At 34.1% G+C, this 19,086-nt stretch carries 17 protein-coding genes and 2 tRNA genes; 5 read left to right on the top strand and 14 right to left on the bottom strand.

The features are described from left to right. The 4 genes from rpmB to rpsB all read right to left on the bottom strand — a co-directional run bounded on the left by rpmB (position 1) and on the right by rpsB (position 3,015). Complete coding sequence (rpmB, locus tag P618_RS04940) at positions 1 to 312, bottom strand: 50S ribosomal protein L28 (protein ID WP_204365643.1); 312 nt, start codon at positions 310 to 312, stop codon at positions 1 to 3. Positions 313 to 499: 187 nt separating this feature from the next. After that, positions 500 to 1,213, bottom strand: a complete 714-nt coding sequence (locus P618_RS04935; RefSeq protein WP_021827880.1) for a uridine monophosphate kinase — start codon at positions 1,211 to 1,213, stop codon at positions 500 to 502. Beyond that, positions 1,213 to 2,076 (bottom strand): translation elongation factor Ts, encoded by an 864-nt coding sequence (gene tsf, locus P618_RS04930; RefSeq protein WP_021827879.1) that lies wholly within the window; start codon positions 2,074 to 2,076, stop codon positions 1,213 to 1,215. Before tsf ends, P618_RS04935 begins: the two co-directional genes overlap by 1 nt. A 12-nt stretch (positions 2,077 to 2,088) precedes the next feature. Further along, a complete protein-coding gene (rpsB, locus tag P618_RS04925) occupies positions 2,089 to 3,015 on the bottom strand; it encodes a 30S ribosomal protein S2 (protein ID WP_239638268.1) in 927 nt (308 codons plus the stop codon). A gap of 600 nt (positions 3,016 to 3,615) precedes the next feature. Here rpsB and P618_RS04920 point away from each other — a divergent pair. Both P618_RS04920 and P618_RS04915 read left to right on the top strand, forming a co-directional pair. Further along, positions 3,616 to 3,690 (top strand) — tRNA-Val (locus P618_RS04920). A gap of 235 nt (positions 3,691 to 3,925) precedes the next feature. Continuing rightward, on the top strand, positions 3,926 to 4,507 hold the full coding sequence (locus P618_RS04915; protein WP_021827877.1) for a hypothetical protein: 582 nt from the start codon (positions 3,926 to 3,928) through the stop codon (positions 4,505 to 4,507). 17 nt (positions 4,508 to 4,524) lie between these two features. Here the strand turns inward: P618_RS04915 and P618_RS04910 are convergent, their stop codons facing one another. The 3 genes from P618_RS04910 to P618_RS04900 form a co-directional block, all read right to left on the bottom strand. Next, positions 4,525 to 4,704, bottom strand: coding sequence for a hypothetical protein (locus P618_RS04910; RefSeq protein ID WP_021827876.1), 180 nt, complete (start codon positions 4,702 to 4,704; stop codon positions 4,525 to 4,527). Positions 4,705 to 4,877: 173 nt separating this feature from the next. Beyond that, entirely contained in the window at positions 4,878 to 6,161 is a 1,284-nt protein-coding gene (locus P618_RS04905) for a dihydrolipoamide acetyltransferase family protein (RefSeq protein ID WP_024161229.1), read from the bottom strand. 78 nt (positions 6,162 to 6,239) lie between these two features. Beyond that, complete coding sequence (locus P618_RS04900) at positions 6,240 to 7,226, bottom strand: pyruvate dehydrogenase complex E1 component subunit beta (RefSeq protein ID WP_021827874.1); 987 nt, start codon at positions 7,224 to 7,226, stop codon at positions 6,240 to 6,242. Positions 7,227 to 7,617: 391 nt separating this feature from the next. On the opposite strand from P618_RS04900, the gene efp reads away from it, so the two are divergent. Continuing rightward, positions 7,618 to 8,184, top strand: a complete 567-nt coding sequence (efp, locus tag P618_RS04895; RefSeq protein ID WP_024161228.1) for an elongation factor P — start codon at positions 7,618 to 7,620, stop codon at positions 8,182 to 8,184. A 154-nt stretch (positions 8,185 to 8,338) separates the two neighbouring features. After that, on the top strand, positions 8,339 to 8,989 hold the full coding sequence (trmD, locus tag P618_RS04890; protein ID WP_021827871.1) for a tRNA (guanosine(37)-N1)-methyltransferase TrmD: 651 nt from the start codon (positions 8,339 to 8,341) through the stop codon (positions 8,987 to 8,989). A gap of 366 nt (positions 8,990 to 9,355) precedes the next feature. On the opposite strand, the gene P618_RS04885 is transcribed toward trmD, so the two are convergent. From P618_RS04885 to P618_RS04860, 5 genes are all read right to left on the bottom strand, one after another. Next, positions 9,356 to 9,535, bottom strand: a complete 180-nt coding sequence (locus P618_RS04885) for a hypothetical protein (protein ID WP_021827870.1) — start codon at positions 9,533 to 9,535, stop codon at positions 9,356 to 9,358. A 61-nt stretch (positions 9,536 to 9,596) separates the two neighbouring features. Beyond that, complete coding sequence (locus P618_RS04880) at positions 9,597 to 9,794, bottom strand: hypothetical protein (RefSeq protein ID WP_021827869.1); 198 nt, start codon at positions 9,792 to 9,794, stop codon at positions 9,597 to 9,599. Between the two features lie 1,184 nt (positions 9,795 to 10,978). Beyond that, complete coding sequence (gene ubiG, locus P618_RS04875) at positions 10,979 to 11,686, bottom strand: bifunctional 2-polyprenyl-6-hydroxyphenol methylase/3-demethylubiquinol 3-O-methyltransferase UbiG (RefSeq protein WP_021827868.1); 708 nt, start codon at positions 11,684 to 11,686, stop codon at positions 10,979 to 10,981. 9 nt (positions 11,687 to 11,695) lie between these two features. After that, on the bottom strand, positions 11,696 to 12,712 hold the full coding sequence (gene mraY, locus P618_RS04870; RefSeq protein ID WP_239638267.1) for a phospho-N-acetylmuramoyl-pentapeptide-transferase: 1,017 nt from the start codon (positions 12,710 to 12,712) through the stop codon (positions 11,696 to 11,698). A gap of 584 nt (positions 12,713 to 13,296) precedes the next feature. Then, the gene (locus P618_RS04860; RefSeq protein WP_156919022.1) at positions 13,297 to 15,705 is read right to left on the bottom strand and encodes a hypothetical protein; all 2,409 of its coding nucleotides are present in this window, start codon (positions 15,703 to 15,705) and stop codon (positions 13,297 to 13,299) included. A 577-nt stretch (positions 15,706 to 16,282) separates the two neighbouring features. Here P618_RS04860 and P618_RS04855 point away from each other — a divergent pair. Continuing rightward, a tRNA-Ile gene (locus tag P618_RS04855) sits at positions 16,283 to 16,354 on the top strand. Positions 16,355 to 16,449: 95 nt separating this feature from the next. Here the strand turns inward: P618_RS04855 and P618_RS04850 are convergent. Then, positions 16,450 to 17,148, bottom strand: coding sequence for an ABC transporter ATP-binding protein (locus P618_RS04850; RefSeq protein ID WP_021827864.1), 699 nt, complete (start codon positions 17,146 to 17,148; stop codon positions 16,450 to 16,452). 1 nt (position 17,149) lies between these two features. Continuing rightward, positions 17,150 to 18,304 carry an ABC transporter permease gene (locus tag P618_RS04845; protein WP_021827863.1) on the bottom strand — a complete coding sequence of 385 codons (1,155 nt, stop codon included), beginning with the start codon at positions 18,302 to 18,304 and terminating at the stop codon, positions 17,150 to 17,152. Positions 18,305 to 19,086 lie beyond the last annotated feature (782 nt).

Genomic DNA, 19,086 nt, shown 5'->3' with positions numbered 1-19,086 from the left:
TTACGATACAATCGCAGCACTTTCAATTTTCTTCATAAGCGCACGCTTTAACGGATGTAATTCTTCATGAAGACGTCGTTTTGTGCGCTTTTGAAGATAAGCGTCTAACCCACCGTATTTGTCTAACGTGCGCAACCCTCTAGCAGAAACCATAAACGTCACCGTTCTTCCAAGTATCCTGCTTGTTAAACGAATTTTTCTCACATTAGGCAAGAAAAAACAATTTGTTTTATTATTCGCATGGCTGACTAAATTTCCCCGCAGCGCTTTTTTACCTGTAATAACACAACATTTTGACATGACTATAACCAAAAAAACCCTTTGGAACTAAGGATAAACCATATTCTTATTAGATGCAAGACCTTTTGAACTATAAAGGCATATAAGAGTTTTCAAAAGTAAATAAAGAGAACAGAATAACACCAAAAAACAAAATCGACCAACACACAGATTTACGTAAAAAACTCAAAAAATTTTATCATTTCTAAATAGATCAACGCTATTGAGAAACCAAAGTACAACGTAATGTTCCGTCTAAAAGTTTTGAAAGTGCTTTAGGTTTTAAAATAGAAAATACAAGAATTTTTTTTTGAAACTCTCGAGATAACGTAAAAGCTGTAAAATCCATTATCCTCCATCCATGCTGTATCGCCTGATCGTAGGTAACGTAAGGTAAAAATTTCGCTCCCTGAACACATCTTGGATCAGCATCATACACACCGTCTACCGAACTTCCCTTCAAAATTACTGGACAATCTATTTCACATGCACGCAACACACTGGTTGTATCTGTCGTAATATGTCCTATCCCTGTTCCCCCAACGCAAATAACGACTTCTTTTGCATTTAGTGCAGAGCGCGCAATACGGGGATCATATACCGTTCCTATTCCACTACACACTCCACAAGATAAAAGCCGACTAGGAACTCCAAGATATTCAAACATTTCATGTAAGGCAAGGCCATTCATTCCCGTAGCTAGCATACCTATACGATCTGCAGTGCTGCGATGACACCAAGACGCAGAGCCTCCTCGAAAAAAATTCCCCCCCCCTACAACAATAGTCCATTGATATTGAGACAATTCTTTAATTTGCAAACAGATAGATTCTAAAGTTTCAGGAACAATCCCAACCCCCTCGTTTTCAGAAGAAACTTTACCTAAAATTTCTCCTGAAAGTTTTAATAAAAGTCGTGTTCCCGGTGCAAACATTACGCGTCAGAACCTAAAACAAATCTTAAAAATTTCACAATCTTGACAGGTTTCCCATGAACTTTCTCTAATTCTTGAATATGGGACTTAACAGAGCGAGAAAGATCTTTAACATACTTTTGCTCTTCCAAAACTGTTTCTTCAAAAAAGCTTTTAATACGCCCAGAAATCATTTTGTCAACAATAGCAGGAGGTTTGTTACTCCCTTTTAGCTGATCTCGATAAATAGACTCCTCTTTAGAAATATCTTCTGGGGAAATTTCAGAAATAGACAGATACGTAGGAGAAAAAGCCACAATATGCATTGCAATACTTTCTCCAAGCGGTCTTAAAATTTCCTCAGACAACTCAGACTCGATAGCAACTAAAGCTCCCACAGCCCCCATGTTTTGGCGCGAATCCCAATGCACATAAGAACACACAACTCCAGGAGCAATTTCTAACACCCCAAGCTTAGAGCACCGAATATGTTCCCCCAACACTCCACTTTGCTCAAGAATACGTTCTTCTACGTTCAACGCACTATGAGACAGCAACGCTTCAAGGGAAGGAACACGATGATTTTCCACATCTTGCAACAAAGTCAAAACAAATTCTTGGAACCGTTCATTGCGAGCAACAAAATCAGTTTCACAATTCACCTCTAGCAAAGCGCCCACACCACCCTTAGCGTACGACGTAACCACACCATTTGCTGTTTTGCGATCTTGTTTCTTTACAGCTTTTGCAATTCCTTCTTTTCGTAGCCACAATTTGGCCTCTTCAATATCTCCCTTGCAAGCATCTAACGCTTTTTGACAGTCAGAAACTCCAGCGCCAGTTTCTGTACGCAATTGCTTAACTTTATGAATATGAGTGCTCATTACTTATGCTCCTTACTTTGTTTGAGAATTAGAACCTTTTGTTAAAGATTGAAGATTTTCCTCTATTTTCGTTCCATTTTTTTCAGAATCTGCTTGCTTAAAGCGCTCAGTCAATTGCGTTAACAACTGATCATCCAATCCAGGTTTTCCAACTCTAGATGATTTTAAAGATTTTCCAGATTTCTCCATTTCAGCCTGCATCCCTGCTAACACAGCATCACATACTCTTGAGCAATACAGCTCCACCGCGCTGATAGAATCATCATTTCCTGGTACAATATAATCAATTCCATCAGGATCTGCATTCGTGTCAACAATACCAACTATTGGGATCCTTAATTTTCGAGCCTCTTTTACAGCAATAAGCTCTTCCACCACGTCTACGACAAAGACAACATCAGGTAAAGCTCCCATTTCTTTAATTCCCCCCAGCTTTCTCTCTAACCCATCACGCATTCGAGTTAACTGAAGTTGCTCTTTCTTAACATAATTCACTATTTCTGGAGAAGCTAATTTCTCGTCTAATTCTTTCAATCGCTTAATAGAAGCAGATACAGTCTTCCAATTCGTAAGCATTCCCCCAGTCCAACGATGATCTACATAATACTGACCACATTTTTGAGCATAGGTCTTGATGAGTTCTCTAGCATGAGGTTTAGTCCCCACAAACAAAACTCTGCCCCCTTGCTCTGCAATACTGTAAATCGCTTTAAGAGCACGATCAAAAAGCATCCGAGTCTTTACCAAATCAATAATATGAACCCCATCATGTTTTTTATAAATATAAGGCTCCATTTTGGGGTTTCCACGACACGCTTTGTGCCCTAAATACACAGAGCGTTGAATTAAGTCTTGAGGACACAATGCCTCAGGTTTGTATGTCATGCTTACTTTTCCTTCCAGTTTAATCCAACACAAAGCTTCGTACGAAATGTACACTGGAAAATACGTGCTTTGCTGTAGAGATTACGACACATTACGTCTTGATTGTACCAAAATTTTATAAAATTTCAATATGCCTTGTCTAAAATACCTTAGCATGCGAATATACATCATTTAATTTTTACGCAAAATATATAAAAAATAAAAATTATATCGCTTATTTATTACTGAATTAATAAATTTTTCACAAAAATACATTAATCAATAAAATAGTAAAAAAATCTACAATACTTCTGATGCAAACCATATCTCGCCGAATACAAAATGCGTAAAATAAAGTGAAAGTTTACGAATATACCTTTGTATTTCTAGAAAGCAGACTTTAAGACTATACAAGTCAAAAATCGCTTTCTTCGATCACCCAGAATCATACTTTACGTTATTTTTAAGCCTAAACTTAATTTTACTGTACAGAAACTACTTCATAAAAAACGTTCTCATGTTTATAAAATATCTGAAGATTGGCCTATCCTCAAAAACTCCTTTTTCTTACCCCTTAAAGCTCAAATAAAAATTTATTTTAAAAAAAAATTGGTGTGTAACAAAAATATCCTCTAGTCATGACGCACTTAATATGCTATTCTTTAAAGAATAAAAGGGGGTATAGCTCAGTGGTAGAGCGTTACGTTGACATCGTAAAGGTCACAGGTTCAATCCTTGTTTCCCCCACCATATCAAAGATTTTTTCACATCCAAACAGCTCAATATAGAGTAGTATCATGGTTTAATGATATTATTTTGAACATAAAAGTATACAAAAACTCTAATGATTTTTGTTTAAAAATATTAAAGAAAAAAATTTTCTAATTCGATGATAATCATAAGATTTCTTGATTGAAACCTGATGCAAAAGAAAAAAAGATCCGTATAATCTATAGAATGCAAAAGATCATTTTAGAGGGTTTGTATGTTTTCTTTGTCAGATGTTACGGGATTAATTGCACAAATGATGCACGATCTTATTTCTCCTTTTAGTGCGATTTCTGCTGGAATCGAAATGATGCCCCCTCCTGGGGATGAGGTTTGGACGCTTATTTTTCGCTCAAAACAACAGTTAATAGAGCTTTTAGAAATATTCCGGGATTTCTTTGGCAGTCAGTCTCCCAGTGTTTCTGATGCAAAAATTTTATTAAAACGTATTTTCAAAGATCAATTTATATGTAACATGCCAAGCGATGCACTGATTGAAGTGTACCCAAGAATAACTTTTGGATTGTGTTTTTGGCTTGTAAAACAAGCTGTATCCAAAAAAGGAACAATTGAAATACGCAATACTCCACAACATATTGTATTTTCTTTAACGCAAACAGTCATTCTTCCAAATTGTAAACAAGATATCATTTTGATGCAAGGAAAGCCCGCAACCTCTGGAGCAGAATTTTATGCTTACTTTGTGTATCAGCTGCTAAAAGAGGCGTTTTTACAAGTACATGTTATTCGATCAAATCAGGGAATTATTTTGCATCTTAAGTCCAACGAAGAAACTTAAGACACAAATTTTTTAAGTTATTGTGCTTTTTTATCGAAAGTTTGATGAAGCAAATCGTTAACTTCTTTTGTCAACTCTCCAGGAGGAGCATCTGTATTAATATGGGAAGCAAGGCTTTCCCAACGATCTGCAAAACCGGAATAAGGAATACTACTTGCGCAAAAAAACGCAATCAATGAGGTATATTTTCTAGCCATAAAGCAAATTTTATTCGTATTACACAAAAATATTATAAAGTGAATACGTTACCAAAAGATTATTTAAAATACTTATTCAAAAAAACGGACATAAAAACTCTTTTTTTTAAAAAAAGCTTATTAACATCGAGCACTGAACATCACGAGTGCTCTTAACCTTTTCCCTTTCTCTCTTATTCGGCTAATAACATCAAAGGATGTTCGATATAATATTGAAATTTTCGAATAAACTGCGCTGCTAAAACACCATCCACAGCCCTATGATCTGCAGAAAGTGCAACATTCATAATTTTTGCTATAACGATACTTTGTTTTTCTACAATAGGCTTTTCTAACGTAGCACTCGTTGCTAAAATTCCCACTTGAGGGGGATTAATAATAGCTTGAAAATCTTCAATTTGAAACATACCAAGATTAGACACGGTAAATGTTCCGTTTTGATACTCCTGCAAAGCCAACTCCCCAGATCGTGCACGCTCTACCAATTTTTTAACCGTATTAGATAATTTAAACAATGATTGCTCAGCAGCATCTTCAATGATAGGAGTAATCAAACCTTTTTCCAAAGAAACTGCAAACGCCAACCTAACTTTTTCAAATTTAGTAATTCCTTGCAAAGAAGCGTGAGCATTCATTTCAGGAAACGTTTTAAGTGTCAACGCAGTAGCTTTTAAAATAAAATCATTTACCGAAACCCGCATTTCTGAATGAGTATGATTTAACGTCTTTCGCAAATCTAATAAAGCGTCCATCTTGCAAGAAAGACTCATATAAAAGTGAGGAATTTCTTGCTTAGATTGAGTCAATCGTTTAGCAATCACTCCGCGCATGCCAGAAAATGGGACAAACATTCCTCCACTTAAAACGTTATCTCTTTCTTTTGAACATTTTTCCAAAATTTGGGTATTTTTTAAATCCTCTAAGGTATTTGTAACAGGCTTTTTTTTTATTTCTCGATCAATATCAGCTTTAACGATACGCCCCTCTGGCCCTGTGCCCAAACACTGATTTAAGTCAATATGATGTAATTCTGCAATTTTTTTTGCTAAAGGAGATACGCGAAAAGGAGTCGAGCTTTTTTCTTCACAAAAGTCCGGTCCTATTTTTTTTTCTGATGTCTGTTTATCAGAAGGTGCTGATAAGTCTTTTAACCGATTAGCATCAAAAGCGCTCCCCAAGCTTTTTACTAACGCATTTAAATCATGTAAAACATCTTGTGATTCTTTAAAAATTGCCAAAGGTGTTCCAACTAAAACCCCCTTTGTTCCATCAGGAACCAGGATATGAAATAGTTCTCCAGAATCAGTGGCTTCAAAATCCATAATAGCCTTATCTGTTTCAATAGCCAACAACGTATCCCCATTTTCGATAGGATCTCCCAAAGATTTTTCCCACTTCACGATATCCCCCTGTGTCATAGTCGGAGACAAGGCGGGCATTCTAAATATGATGGACATGAACTCTCCTTTTTATATCAAACACAAGTCAGGTTTAAAAAAATTATAATGATGTGTATACATCCTTATCAACGGATTCTACGACTTTCCTTTACATAAATACTTTACCACATCCACCACGTCTTGCGCATGAGGAAAGCATAATTCTTCTAAATTTTTTGCATAAGGAAGTGGAACGTCTTTTCCAGACAATCGCATGGGAGGTGCATCTAACTCATCAAAAGCAAGCTCCACCGCAAGCGCTAAAATTTCACTACCCACACCACATACAGGCCACCCCTCTTCCACCACCAAACATCGATGAGTTTTCTGAATACTACGACGAAGCGCATCTGTATCCAAAGGTCTTAATGTGCACAAATCTAACACCTCAACAGAAATACCTATCTCAGACAAAATATCAGCAGCTTGTAAACATGCCTTAACCATAAAAGAAAAACAAACAATTGTAATATCACAACCTTCTTTACGAATTTTTGCTTTTCCTATAGGCCAGATATCCTCCCCCCCTTCTTTCAAAGGAAAAGATTCTCCATACAAAAGCTCATGTTCTAGAAAAACTACCGGATTATCGTTGCGGATTGCTGCTTTAAGAAGTTTTTTTGCACTTTCTGAGTCATAAGGAGACATCACAATAAGACCAGGGCAATGCGCATACCAACTCGCATAGCATTGAGAATGTTGCGCCCCCACTCCTGAGGCAATGCCATTTGGACCTCTAAACACAATCGGGCACTTAACTTGCCCTCCAGACATATACAAAGTTTTGGCAGCAGAGTTTATAATGTGATCAATGGCTTGCATAGAAAAATTAAAACTCATAAACTCCACAACAGGACGCAAGCCTGAGTACGCGGCCCCAACAGCAAGACCTGAAAACCCATATTCAGAGATAGGCGTATCAACAATACGCCCAGACCCAAAGCGTTCGCCAAGTCCTTTACTTATTTTGTATGCTCCTTGATATTTATCAACTTCCTCCCCCATCAAAAATACATTCGGATCTCGTTCTAATTCTTCTTCAAGCGCTTGACGAAGCGCCTCTCTTACTGTTACCGTAACCATAAACAAAACGTAACTTAATTACCTAAGAATTTGCCACACTTCTTTTTTTAGGTCAAGTTCAAGACAACGTTTATAACCATTAGATCGTTTAATGATTTGAAATGTGAGAGGGGTAATCGATTTTTTTCAAAAAATTCATAAATGTATTTTTGATTTTGATTTATATTCGAGTAGAAAAATATTAAAACAAAATTTTAAATCGTATATTTGGCTTATCTTTTTCAAAAGTGTAGATGTAGACAGTAAAGAAAAAAATATTTTATAGTTTCTATTGGTTGTTAGTTGTGCTAAAAAAATGAAGTAAGTTTTTGTAAGAGATTTTAGAATTTTTTTCTTAAATTAACGAATAATTTAAAAATTAAATTGAATGAGCATCAAAAAAGGAGAAAAAATGAAAATAGAAGCAAATGAATTAAGAAATGGAAATATTATTGTGATCCAAAATAAATTATGGCTTATAACTCGCACTCAACATACGCAACCAGGAAAAGGTGGTGCGTACATTCAGGCAGAAATGAAATCTTTGGGAGAAGGTAACAAGCGCTCAGAACGATTTCGATCTAACGAAAATATAGAACGCGCTCACCTTGAAGAAGCCAATGTTCAGTTTTTATACAGAGAGCGCAACACATACGTATTCAGTCATCAGGAAACATACGAACAGTTTTCCGTGACAGAAAAGGAATTGAATGGAGATTCTGCTTTTTTAGAAGATGGAATGATATTAACTGGAATTTTTTATGAAGGAAAAATCATGCTGGTTAAGCTTCCATCTCAAGTCACTTTGGAAGTTACAGAATGCGACCTTTCCTTAAAAGGACAGACAGCAACGTCTTCTTATAAGCCTGCAACATTAAGTAACGGACTGCATACTACAGTGCCTCAGCATATTGAAAGAGGTATGCAGATCGTAATAAATACGGAAGACTGCAGTTATGCGGAGCGATCTAAACGATGATTTAAAATTTTGGGACACAAAAAGAGTTCTTAGAATATTTATAAAAAACGTCGAGTTAAAAAAATCAGATTGAGAGCGGTGTTTTATGATTTTAAAAAAGATTAAAACAAATTTGTGATTCAACAAAAAAAGGAGACTAAACAAGTAGTTCCGTATGCATATTTCCGTTATTACTCTATTTCCCGAAATGTTTTCATCCCTTAATACATCCGTGCTTGGACGCGCTTTAAAAAAAAATCTTTGGCGCTTAGATTTAATTAATCTTAGAGATTTTGGGATAGGAAAAAGAAAAAATGTAGATCGCGCTTGTTACGGTGGCGGACCAGGTATGATATTGCGCCCTGATGTCGTACATGAAGCAGTCACTTATGCGTACGGTCTTAACAAAAACAAACCCCATCTTGTTTACCTTTCCCCTAGAGGCTCTCCCGTCCATCAAAAAGATGTTCAAGCGTACTCTTATCTTCCCTATCTTGTGATACTATGTGGTCGCTATGAAGGAGTTGATGAACGGGTATTAGAATTTTGGAATTTTCAACAAAAATGCATAGGCACGTTTGTGGTATCGGGGGGAGAGATTCCAGCGATGATGCTGATCGATGGATGTGTACGATGCGTTCCTGGCGTTCTTGGAAATTCAGAATCATTAATTAATGAAAGTTTTCAAGAAAATACATTAGAACACCCTCAATACACCTATCCTGCACTTTGGATGGGAAGAGCTGTTCCGGAAGTATTACGTTCCGGACATCACAAAAATATCAAAATATGGAAAAAAACTCACGTTCTTCCTGAAAAATCTTAAAATTATGGTCCATAATGCACTACACCTGAGTATCTCATAGTTAGAAAAAAGAGGGAAAAATATCCGCAATACTTTCACCCTCCCTCTTTCTATGTTTTTCATAAATAAGCCTTTTTATTTTTGATTAAAATTAAAAATTGGACTTTTTAACAATTGAGTGCAGTATACTGAGCACTAAAAACAATCAAAACGTTTTTACGTGAATGAACCAAAAAAATATTTAATCCTTTTTAGTAAGCTTATTTACAAAAAATTTACGCTTATTCATTTTATCACTTTTTGACTGCTTTATTTAAAAATCACACAAAAGAAACCTAAAATCTACTAAAACCCTTCCGATTCTTTAGTTCATTTCACAAAATTTTTTTATGCTTCGCAACAACTGCTACATGTCATACACTCTGGAACGCAGACGCTAACAATTTTTTTAGAGCATACACCACAAGGATCTACAGAGGTAATTGTTTGAGATCCACAACATTTATTATCTCCAGCATGTACTATGCCAGAAACGATTAGCATCAATGAAAACAAATATTTATACATAATTTTCTCCTATTTACTATTGTTTTTGATTTATTTATTCAACCTAAATGAATTCTTTTTATTAGTTACAAGTATTGCAGCTTAAGGGAACGCTAATACGCTGCTCACACTGCACAGGTTCTTCAGGTAAGCAACAAGATTGCACCACAGGAGAGCAACACGTTGAAGGATAAATGACCTTTGAGCAACATTCTCCTCCTTTAGCAAACACACTTCCCCCAATCATCAATGTAGAAAATAAAAATAGTTTTTTATTCATTGTTTTTTCCTTTTTTCATGCTTCAAAAAAATTCTATCACTATTGTATTAAAAAAATATGATACAACGTTAAGATAGATACACCAGAGTAAACAATGATAAACTGCGTTTTTAGGAAAAAACTCTCTACCAAAAAAGCCCCTTAAGTAAAGACCTGAATTCGTAAAAGCTTAGAGAGCTTTTATCCGTAATCTAAAAGAATATTAAAAAAAGATTTATGAATACTACGAAAACGTTAAGTCTTGAATATTCGCTTTAATCTGCCCGAATAATACTCACATTACCTTACAATTTTTTCTAAAAAAATTTTACATTCATCTTCATGCATTTAACTCATCACCCTATAAACGCACTTTTTCATGGGATTTGAAGCTCTTTCTTCAACGACAATGATGGAGCACCCTTCTTTTTTATTTATTTATCTATCATCTTGACAGAACACATTTCAAAAATTTTGTTGAAATGAGTCAAATTTTTTTTGCATTACCCCGCACCTATAGTAAATTTAAGTTGAAGTTTAAGAAAATAAGAGTTATTCCCAGAAGAAAATTCTAACATCATATAGTCTAGAACCTTTCTCTTTGATTAACTGAGTCTCGTACTTTATTTGTTCACAACACTAAAGTTAATTTACTCTATACATCATCTTAACGTTTTTAGATTGTCTTTGTTCTCCCCCCGCCTTTTCAGCACAAACGCAAAGGGGGGTTTTTATAGGCCCTCTTTGAGAAATCTCTCTATCAATTTTTCAGTCAGTTTACTGCGCTTATCTTTAGGCGCAACGCCCCCACCACACTTGAGATCTTTATCTTAAAACGACAAAATGTTGGGTCGCACATTCATTTATAATAACTTAAAAATTTACAAAATATGCCTTAACCTAACCTGTAAAATAAACATTTTTCTTACATATACTTATGGAACATCCTCTTTAATAAAATGCATGTTTGTGCTAGACTAAAGATGAGCACTAAGTTCGAGTACATATACAGTAAACTAAGTTTAAGTTTGAAAATAAGTGAAGCACAACACTCAGTTAATCTAAGATAAAAGTTCTAGGCTATATGATGTTAGAATTTTTTTTTAAAAATAGTATTTTCATTCTCAAGCTTCAACTTAATTACTATAGTGTAGATTTACGACAAAAAATCGTAGCCTACCTGAGTAAAAAAAACGTAAAAAGCATCATAAATTTTTACAATCAGAAATGTTCGTTAAGAAAAGATCTTTTTTATTTAAGTCTGAAAAAGGCTTTCTAACCAAAAAAAAGAAATTTGTGTCGGTTTCTTGACAAAAATTCCATTTTTGAGATCGAAAAAAAGAGTATTTATATCCTTGCTGTAGCCACCCAATGCATCCTAATTCTTGACATAGTACGTTTAATTCTTTTGGTTGAATAAATCGGTGCCAATCGTGAGTTCCTGAAGGAATCCATCGTAGAACACGCTCTGCAGCAATAATAGCCTTAAAATAAGACGCAGTTGTACGATTAATAGTAGATCCTATAAGGTATCCTCCAGGCGATAGCAACGTAAGCCAATTCCTCAACGTATCGTACAAACACTCTATGTGCTCTAAAACCTCCATAAATAGTAATACCTCAAAAGGCTGTGCGTAGGTGTAAAAATATTTCGGCAATTCATAAGTGATATGTGCGTTTGAATAATGCGCATGGGAGCGCGCTTGTTTTAAACTATCTTCGCATGTATCCGTTCCTGATACAAAAGCGCCTTGTTTCCAAAGCGCTTCACTAAAAATTCCTCCGCCACACCCTATGTCTAAAATTTTTTTTCCGCCCAGAGAAAAGAACCTCTTTAAGAACTCAATTCGTAAATCACACAGCTGATGTAAGCATCGAGCAGGGCCTTTTGTATCCCACCAATCGTTTACCATTTATTAAGCCTATCGAATTTTTAACGCCGTCAAAGAAGCTATTCCTAACAAGCAAGAAATAATCCAAAACCGCATAACAATGGTCGATTCTGACCATCCACGTTTTTCAAAATGATGATGCAAAGGCGCCATCAAAAAAATTCGGCGCTTAGTATGTTTAAAATAAGCCACTTGAATCATGACAGAAACAGTTTCTATTACAAAGATTCCCCCCACTATTCCCAGCAACAATTCTTGCTTGATAAAAAGAGCAATAGCTGCTAGCGTCCCCCCTAAAGCTAACGCCCCCATATCTCCCATAATAATCATCGCAGGCGGCGCGTTGTACCATAAAAATCCTAATCCTGAACCTAATAGAGCCGCGCAACATACAGAAAGTTCGCCTGTCATGGGAACGTAGGGAATTTTTAGATAGATAGAAAAAACTGAATGACCAGAAACGTAAGCAAAAATTCCAAGTACTATACAGGTCACCATTACTGGACCAATTGCCAATCCGTCCAAACCATCAGTCAAATTAACTGCATTCGACGCTCCTGTGACAACTAAAGCAGCCCAAAAAGGATATATCCACCCCAGTTCAATAACAAGATTTTTAAAAAAAGGTAAATACACACCATTGAGCAAGGTTTCTGTTGCAACGTTCATGTGCCTTAGAGCAAAAGATACTCCAATTGCTCCCAAAATACCGATCGCTCCTTGAAATACAAGCTTTTTTTTTCCACTTAACCCAGCGCTATTTTGGTAAACAATTTTTAAAATGTCATCCCAAGATCCCAATAAGCTTAAAGATAAGAAAGTAAAGGCCACAAGCCATACATAAGGATTGGACCAATCACACCACAACATGACACTTCCAGAAAACCCTAATAACAGCATCCCCCCGCCCATTGTAGGAGTATTTTTTTTATACAAGAGATGTGTTTCAGGCCCATCAAGACGTATAGGTTGCCCACCTTTTTGTACTCGCTTCATCAAACGAATAAAAGGCTTTCCAATGTAAAAAACTATAAAAAAACTACTCATCAACGCCCCAATAGACCGAAAGGTTAAATAACGAAATAAATTGAAGAAAGACGCATAATGAGTTAAATGGCTCAAATAAAAAAACATACCAGCACTTAAAACAAGATCTCAAAGGACTAAGGGTAGTTATAACACGGTTTTATCATCTTTTACAAACTATTTTTCAAACTTTGTATAAAGCGTACTTAGTCCAAAATTTACATTTTTTACTTAAAAAATTTCGTACATAAACAACACACTGAAGCAATATTTTTTCATCTTGAATTCGTATAGAAAAATAAGTATTAATAAGTTTTATAATTAATAAGATAATGTCATAATACTTTAGAACAAAAAAATACACGAAAAACAGCATCAAAAGAATAAAAAAACTTTTAATCACGCTTGATCACAAAGTTCACAAGCTATCATTTATGAAACATGACGCTGTTCTCTACATCTAAGACAATATTTTATACTCCACTTAAATCTTATTGAAAGATTTTCAGCTAACATGAAACGTGAGAGTACGATTAAGAAGTGCTTTAGGCCCAAAATCTACGCAACGTTTAAGTCTGTTTCATGTTATAAAAAAACAAAATGCGTTACTGAATATCAGAGAATTTTTCACTTTTAGTTGCATGAAAAAATTCTTTCCAATTTAATCTTTCCATGAGTTTTGTTTTCAATTCTTCTTTTGCAGGATATGATGCTAAGATTGTTTTTATAAATTCATCTCGCTGTACTTCATCCAAAGGATCTTTATCAAAGGAAGCGTGAATTTTTTCTATTAAAAAATTACCAATCGCCGTATTTTTTGTCTCGAACAGAAAAATAGTCATAGTTTTTCCAATATCTGAAGTTAAATCTCCACCCCAAAAATTAATTTTCTCTAAGCAAGTTTGAGCAAATGATTCGTTAGTAGCTCGCAAAATATTACGAAGCAATATTCCTGAAGAGTACCACTCCAAATGTTCATTTTTGTTCACATCTTTTGGAGTCTTGCTTAAGAGATGCTTGTTCATTTCATCAAAATTTAACTGATTCGTAAAGGCGTTAACTGTTTCGGAATAATTTGATATACTGCACGCTTTAAAAATTTCTTCAAGATTTTGAATATTTTCGAAAAAACACTTCCACGTAAACGCCTTCATTTTATCAGAATAGGTTGGATCTGACGAACTTTTTACTGACAATATTTCATTAATGTTTTCCAAATTTTCGAAATCTTCAAATATGTCACATCGCAATTTAGATAAAAAACACTCGACTTCCTTACTAGATTTTGAAAAAGGCATCAACCTTAATGCGAGGTCAACATTTTGCCAGAAAGTTTTTTCACCCTTTTTGATATTGAGTTTTGACAAGAGTTTTATAGCGACGGTTGTGTCAGCATTTTCAAAATTTTTTGCTTTCAATTGATGAAGTGTTTGGAAACACCATGTCATCACTTCGCAAACCACGTCATCTGAATCTTTAAAAGATGAAAAATTCATTTTTGATAACAAAATATTTGCGATTTCTTTGTTTGTGAAAATTTTATGTAATACTTTTTTTTGAATTATTTTATCATTTTCGTTAATTGTGACAAATTCACAGAGTTGATCCACAATCTGTGCAACCAAAGGATAATCTGAAGATATTACTAGATCTAGCAAGCATTCTGCGAACCGTCTATTAAGACCAAGAATTGTATTAATTTTATTAAAGTTAATATTTTCTATAATTTTTTTCTGCAACTCGAGATTTTTTCTAGGGGAACTCGAATCATCACTAAGATTGCCCGCTTGGTATCCGTGAATAATCTTTTCGATCAACCGAAAAATTGAATAACCTGAGAGCGTACTTAATTCAGGTTTTATAAAATCAATTACTTTTTTAGAAAGATCACAGTGACTCTTCTCTGACAAAAGAACAAGTATTAAGTCGATGAAATAAAGATATACCAATCCATTTTTTCGATTTAGATAAATTTTTTCTATAGCTTTTATAGATATATTAACATTATTTTTATTAGACACAATTTCTTCTATTAATGAAGAAAAGCAAGTGTACGATATTTTATTTACTCTTTCTTTCAAATCTACAGAAGCTAAAGTTTTTTGAGCAATTTCAGGGGAATTTTCTGAAGATAATATTTCTTTTATGAGCAAAATAAAATCAGTGTCGCTCAGTTCCTCGACTCTTTTTCTAAAATTTACAGAATCTAAAGCTTTTTGAGCAATTTCAGGGGAATTTTCTGAAGATAATATTTCTTTTATGAGCAAAATAAAAACGTTATCAGTACGTTTATTAATTTGCGCACCTAAATTTATAAAATTTAAAGCTTGGCTTGCAACTTCAGGAGTGTTGCGTTTAGACAAAATTTTTCGGATCAATAAAATAAAATTTTCATCACTAAGACGCGGCACTCTTTCTTTCAAATCTATAATTTTTATAGCTTTTTTATAAACTTCTAAAGAATTATTGTTAAAAAATAAATTTTTTACTAACGAAAAAATATTCCAATAATTAAATTTTTCAGTATTCTTTTTGTTCGTCATGCTTTTTGCAATTTTAGAGTGATTTTTATTTAACAAAATAACTTCCGTTAACAAAACAAATTTTTCATCATTCAGGCGGTCTACTCTATCTTCAAAATTTAATAAATTTAAAACTTTTATACACAAATCTTGATGATTGTTTTCACAAAAAATTGCATTGATTATAGTTTTGATAGAATTTTTGAGCACATTCGTTTTTTCTAAAGAAAATACAGTATCGATCTTTTTAGAAATTTTTTCCCAATTTATTTTTTTTATGAAATTTTCAGCTTTTTTTTTATCATTTTTGTTAGACAACACTATTTTTATATCGCGCATCATTTTTTCTAAGCTAATATTTTGAAAAGTTTCAAGTTCAAAAATCGCATGATCGAAGATATTTTGGTCATTTTTTTGAAATATCTGATTAGGTAATGCCTGCTTATCTTTAAACGAAAATCCTTGATTTAAAAAAAAAGTTAAAAAAAACAAAAAAATATATTTTTTTTCATTACGTGCTTTTCCATGTATTGTTCTTTTAAATATTAATAAATAATTCATATTTTGTCAATGATTTGTTAACAGAAAAGAACAAAAAAATAATATTTAGACAAAAATCTTTTTTCGACGTTAATTTTACTCAAAAATAGCTAAAGATTAGAACTAGTGTCGATAAAAATTTTCAATTAAGGTATACCGCTTTATTCATGTATACCTATTTTTTCTGCTTGTCTTTTATAAAAAAACTCCCTCTTGTAGTTTCTCCCATTCAAAAGACGTATTTTCTCTTAAAAAAACACGTCTTTAAAAAGAACACCAAAATCCTTTCATTTTTTCACACAAATATTAGAACTTTTTAAAAGCATAAAGCAATTTTTTTTTAAAAAATTTAAGACTTTTTGTCGTCAAAAATATACAGCTTTTATATTTTAAAATTATAATAAAAAAATCATCATTTTTACAAACAAAGCTATTTTTTTAAATATAATCTATTTGTTTTTTTGAACATGAAATTTTAAGAATTTGAAGCTTTTTTTTTAAAAAATAGTATGATATGATCGCTATCAAGGGGCCTGTAGTTTAGTGGTTAGAACCCGCCGCTCATAACGGCGTTGCACAAGTTCGAATCTTGTCGGGCCTAGTTTTTGTTAATCAAAAAGCAAACACCTCTAAAATTTGCCATTATTTTTGACGTATAAGATTTAATCTAACTTTCTTAAGGTGATTTAATTAAATTTACTGTTCTTTAGAAGAAATAATACTTCCTTCTTTCATTTCCAAGATGCAGTTTCCATAAGAATAGATCCTGTTATCGTGAGTAACAATTAAAATAACTCTTTCAGGAGACATTGCTAAATTTTTCAAAAGCGTCATAACATTTTGCCCAGCCCCTTCATCCAAAGCTGCGGTAGGCTCATCACATAAAATAAATCTTGGTTCATGAATCAAAGCGCGTCCGATCGCAATTCTTTGTTGCTGTCCACCCGAAAGCTGCTCAGGGTAGCAATGCGCAAACGTTTCCATATTTAGAAGAGTTAAGATCTTTTCTTCACGCTCAAAAATTAGGTCTCGAGACATTCCTTGAGCGAGAAGAGGAATAGAAATATTTTGTTGAACAGTAAGAGAAGGGACCAAATTGTAATTTTGAAAAATAAATCCCATATGATGACGACGAAAAATTGTTTTTTCTTTTTCTGATAGTTTAGCCAAATCTTGACTAAACACCTTTACTGTGCCTGAAGTAGGAGATAAAATTCCAGAAAGGATGGAAAGTAAGGTCGTTTTACCACACCCAGAAGGACCTGTTAATAAAATGATTTTTCCCCCTTGCAATCTTCCGTTAATATTTTTAAGGATCCATTGAGTGTGCTCTCCTGATTGGATTGTCTTAGAAATGTTAGAAAATTCAATACAATTTTTCAGATCAGAAATCATTTTACGCTCCTCTAAATACCATCATGGGATCTGCCCTAAAAAGCCTTTTCAAACTAACAATAACGGAGAGCAAAATCATCGCTGTAATCATTACAAAGCTAATCATTAATACTTGCCAATGCAAAGAAAATCCTTTAAATGCTGGAGCATTTCTTTGAGACCATAAAAACAAAGCCGTAAGTCCTACGCCAAGACCGTATCCGATACTTCCTACGCACCCTGCCTGAACTAATGCCATACGAGCCAAAGTTTTGTTAGAGACGCCCATCACTTTCATAGAAGCGAATTGTTTCAAATTCTCCATAAAAAATAAATAAAACGTTTGCGCAGTAATTGCCCCCCCCACCAAAGCTCCCAACAAGATCGTAATAGCAAAATTTATTGGAATCCCTGTACGTTTTAAAACATATTGAATACTTTTACTAGAAAATTCGTGCTGAGTAATTGCTTGAAGTCCCGTTTCTTTTGTGATTCTTTGCGCTAACACTTCAGGCGTAATACCGACGCGTTCTTTGACTAGAATGAATGATAAAGTATAAGATTTATTTCCTAACATCGATTTTATCGTAGAATAAGACACATACAACAACGGGAAAGAAAAAAAAGTAGGTCTTGATTCGCACACTCCTTGAATAGAAAGTCGATGATGGTGCATAGTAAGAGTCTTTGGAAGCTTAATATCAGAAAAAGACCAAATCCTTTGATACCCATTCACATCTAAAATACCAGCTAAGGGGTGACAAAAATACTCTAATTTTCCTTGAATTATATCCCTATTCATTCCCAAAAAAGTAAGAGGATCTATTCCAATTACCTGAACTTGATGCAACTGACCATCTTGGGTCGTAGCAGACACTGTGCTTTTGTGAAAAGGAACTGCCCACATCACTCCTGAAACTGAACGTACTCGTTGCAAATCAACATCCCTCAATGGTTGTATTTCTTCTATATATGCACTTCTAGGGTCCATAACCCAAACAGAAGCCTCAGGAATGGATAGAATAAGACTAGAAACTCGAGACATAAGCCCAACAAAAATAGAAATTTGTTGAGTAATCAGTAAAGCAGAAAAAGTTACTCCAAAAATTAATCCCCAGCATTTAATTTTATCCCCTACAAGCATGGATAAAGCGATGCGATACATGGTAAAATCCATAAAAACAACTTGAGTTTAGATCTTTTTAGATGTTTTTTCTAGAGAGCATCATCAAAAAATAAACACTATGATAAAAATTTTTTATTTTTAGTGAATTTATAAAACCAAGACACGTACATAGTTCAGTTATCAGAAAATATTAGCTTTTTTTAAGGTTCTACAGTATCATGAAGTTGAAGTTTACGTGCAGGTAAAATGTTTCCAGAAAAAAACGCTAAAATCATTTAGCTAAGAATTTTTTTTTCGATCATTTGATGTCGGGATCTACTTCTATTCTCTAATTCACAAGTCTCAACTTAATTTAAATTATATTCCCCCTGAAATTCTGCAGAAGTACGAAACAAGCGCATCAAATTATTTGCAAAAAATACAGCGTGTATGTTCGTAGTTTTTCCAAAGTTCGCAGTATTTTTTTATCCATGCAAAGGGATCATTTGACTATCTAGGAAATAACTACTGTGAAAATTTGTTTGCATGTAGCTATTTGACTGAAGCGCCGCACAATTTTTTTGTGGAGTTTTCAAAGTTCTCACTCTCACATTCGTCAGTACATGTCAGTACATTTTCTCCGTTTATCCGCATTGATCCACAAGAAGCATTTGCAATGCACTATTCTTTGATCAGTAACATAAGCCCCCCAGTCGTAAACAAGATTTCATTCACTGATGTTACGCAGCAATAGTTGATTTCTGCTTGAAATAATCATATTTTTCGTCCGTAAGTTTTTAAGGACAAAACATCAAACTGGATTTTCTTGATATTTATAGCGACTATTTGATAAG

It is taken from the genome of Holospora obtusa F1 (assembly GCF_000469665.2).
In the GTDB taxonomy this organism is placed as follows: domain Bacteria; phylum Pseudomonadota; class Alphaproteobacteria; order Holosporales; family Holosporaceae; genus Holospora; species Holospora obtusa.
The sequence above is the reverse complement of the archived record's forward strand: the minus strand, read 5'-3'. Positions and strand labels throughout refer to the sequence as shown.

Excerpts from the sequence above, each read along its gene's own strand:
- P618_RS04935 (WP_021827880.1), bottom strand. The coding sequence starts at position 1,213 with ATGTTTGCACCGGGAACACGACTTTTATTAAAACTTTCAGGAGAAATT.
- tsf (WP_021827879.1), bottom strand. The coding sequence starts at position 2,076 with ATGAGCACTCATATTCATAAAGTTAAGCAATTGCGTACAGAAACTGGC.
- P618_RS04915 (WP_021827877.1), top strand. The coding sequence starts at position 3,926 with ATGTTTTCTTTGTCAGATGTTACGGGATTAATTGCACAAATGATGCAC.
- P618_RS04910 (WP_021827876.1), bottom strand. The coding sequence starts at position 4,704 with ATGGCTAGAAAATATACCTCATTGATTGCGTTTTTTTGCGCAAGTAGT.
- P618_RS04905 (WP_024161229.1), bottom strand. The coding sequence starts at position 6,161 with ATGTCCATCATATTTAGAATGCCCGCCTTGTCTCCGACTATGACACAG.
- P618_RS04900 (WP_021827874.1), bottom strand. The coding sequence starts at position 7,226 with ATGGTTACGGTAACAGTAAGAGAGGCGCTTCGTCAAGCGCTTGAAGAA.
- efp (WP_024161228.1), top strand. The coding sequence starts at position 7,618 with ATGAAAATAGAAGCAAATGAATTAAGAAATGGAAATATTATTGTGATC.
- trmD (WP_021827871.1), top strand. The coding sequence starts at position 8,339 with ATGCATATTTCCGTTATTACTCTATTTCCCGAAATGTTTTCATCCCTT.
- P618_RS04885 (WP_021827870.1), bottom strand. The coding sequence starts at position 9,535 with ATGTATAAATATTTGTTTTCATTGATGCTAATCGTTTCTGGCATAGTA.
- P618_RS04880 (WP_021827869.1), bottom strand. The coding sequence starts at position 9,794 with ATGAATAAAAAACTATTTTTATTTTCTACATTGATGATTGGGGGAAGT.
- ubiG (WP_021827868.1), bottom strand. The coding sequence starts at position 11,686 with ATGGTAAACGATTGGTGGGATACAAAAGGCCCTGCTCGATGCTTACAT.
- mraY (WP_239638267.1), bottom strand. The coding sequence starts at position 12,712 with ATGAGTAGTTTTTTTATAGTTTTTTACATTGGAAAGCCTTTTATTCGT.
- P618_RS04850 (WP_021827864.1), bottom strand. The coding sequence starts at position 17,148 with ATGATTTCTGATCTGAAAAATTGTATTGAATTTTCTAACATTTCTAAG.
- P618_RS04845 (WP_021827863.1), bottom strand. The coding sequence starts at position 18,304 with ATGGATTTTACCATGTATCGCATCGCTTTATCCATGCTTGTAGGGGAT.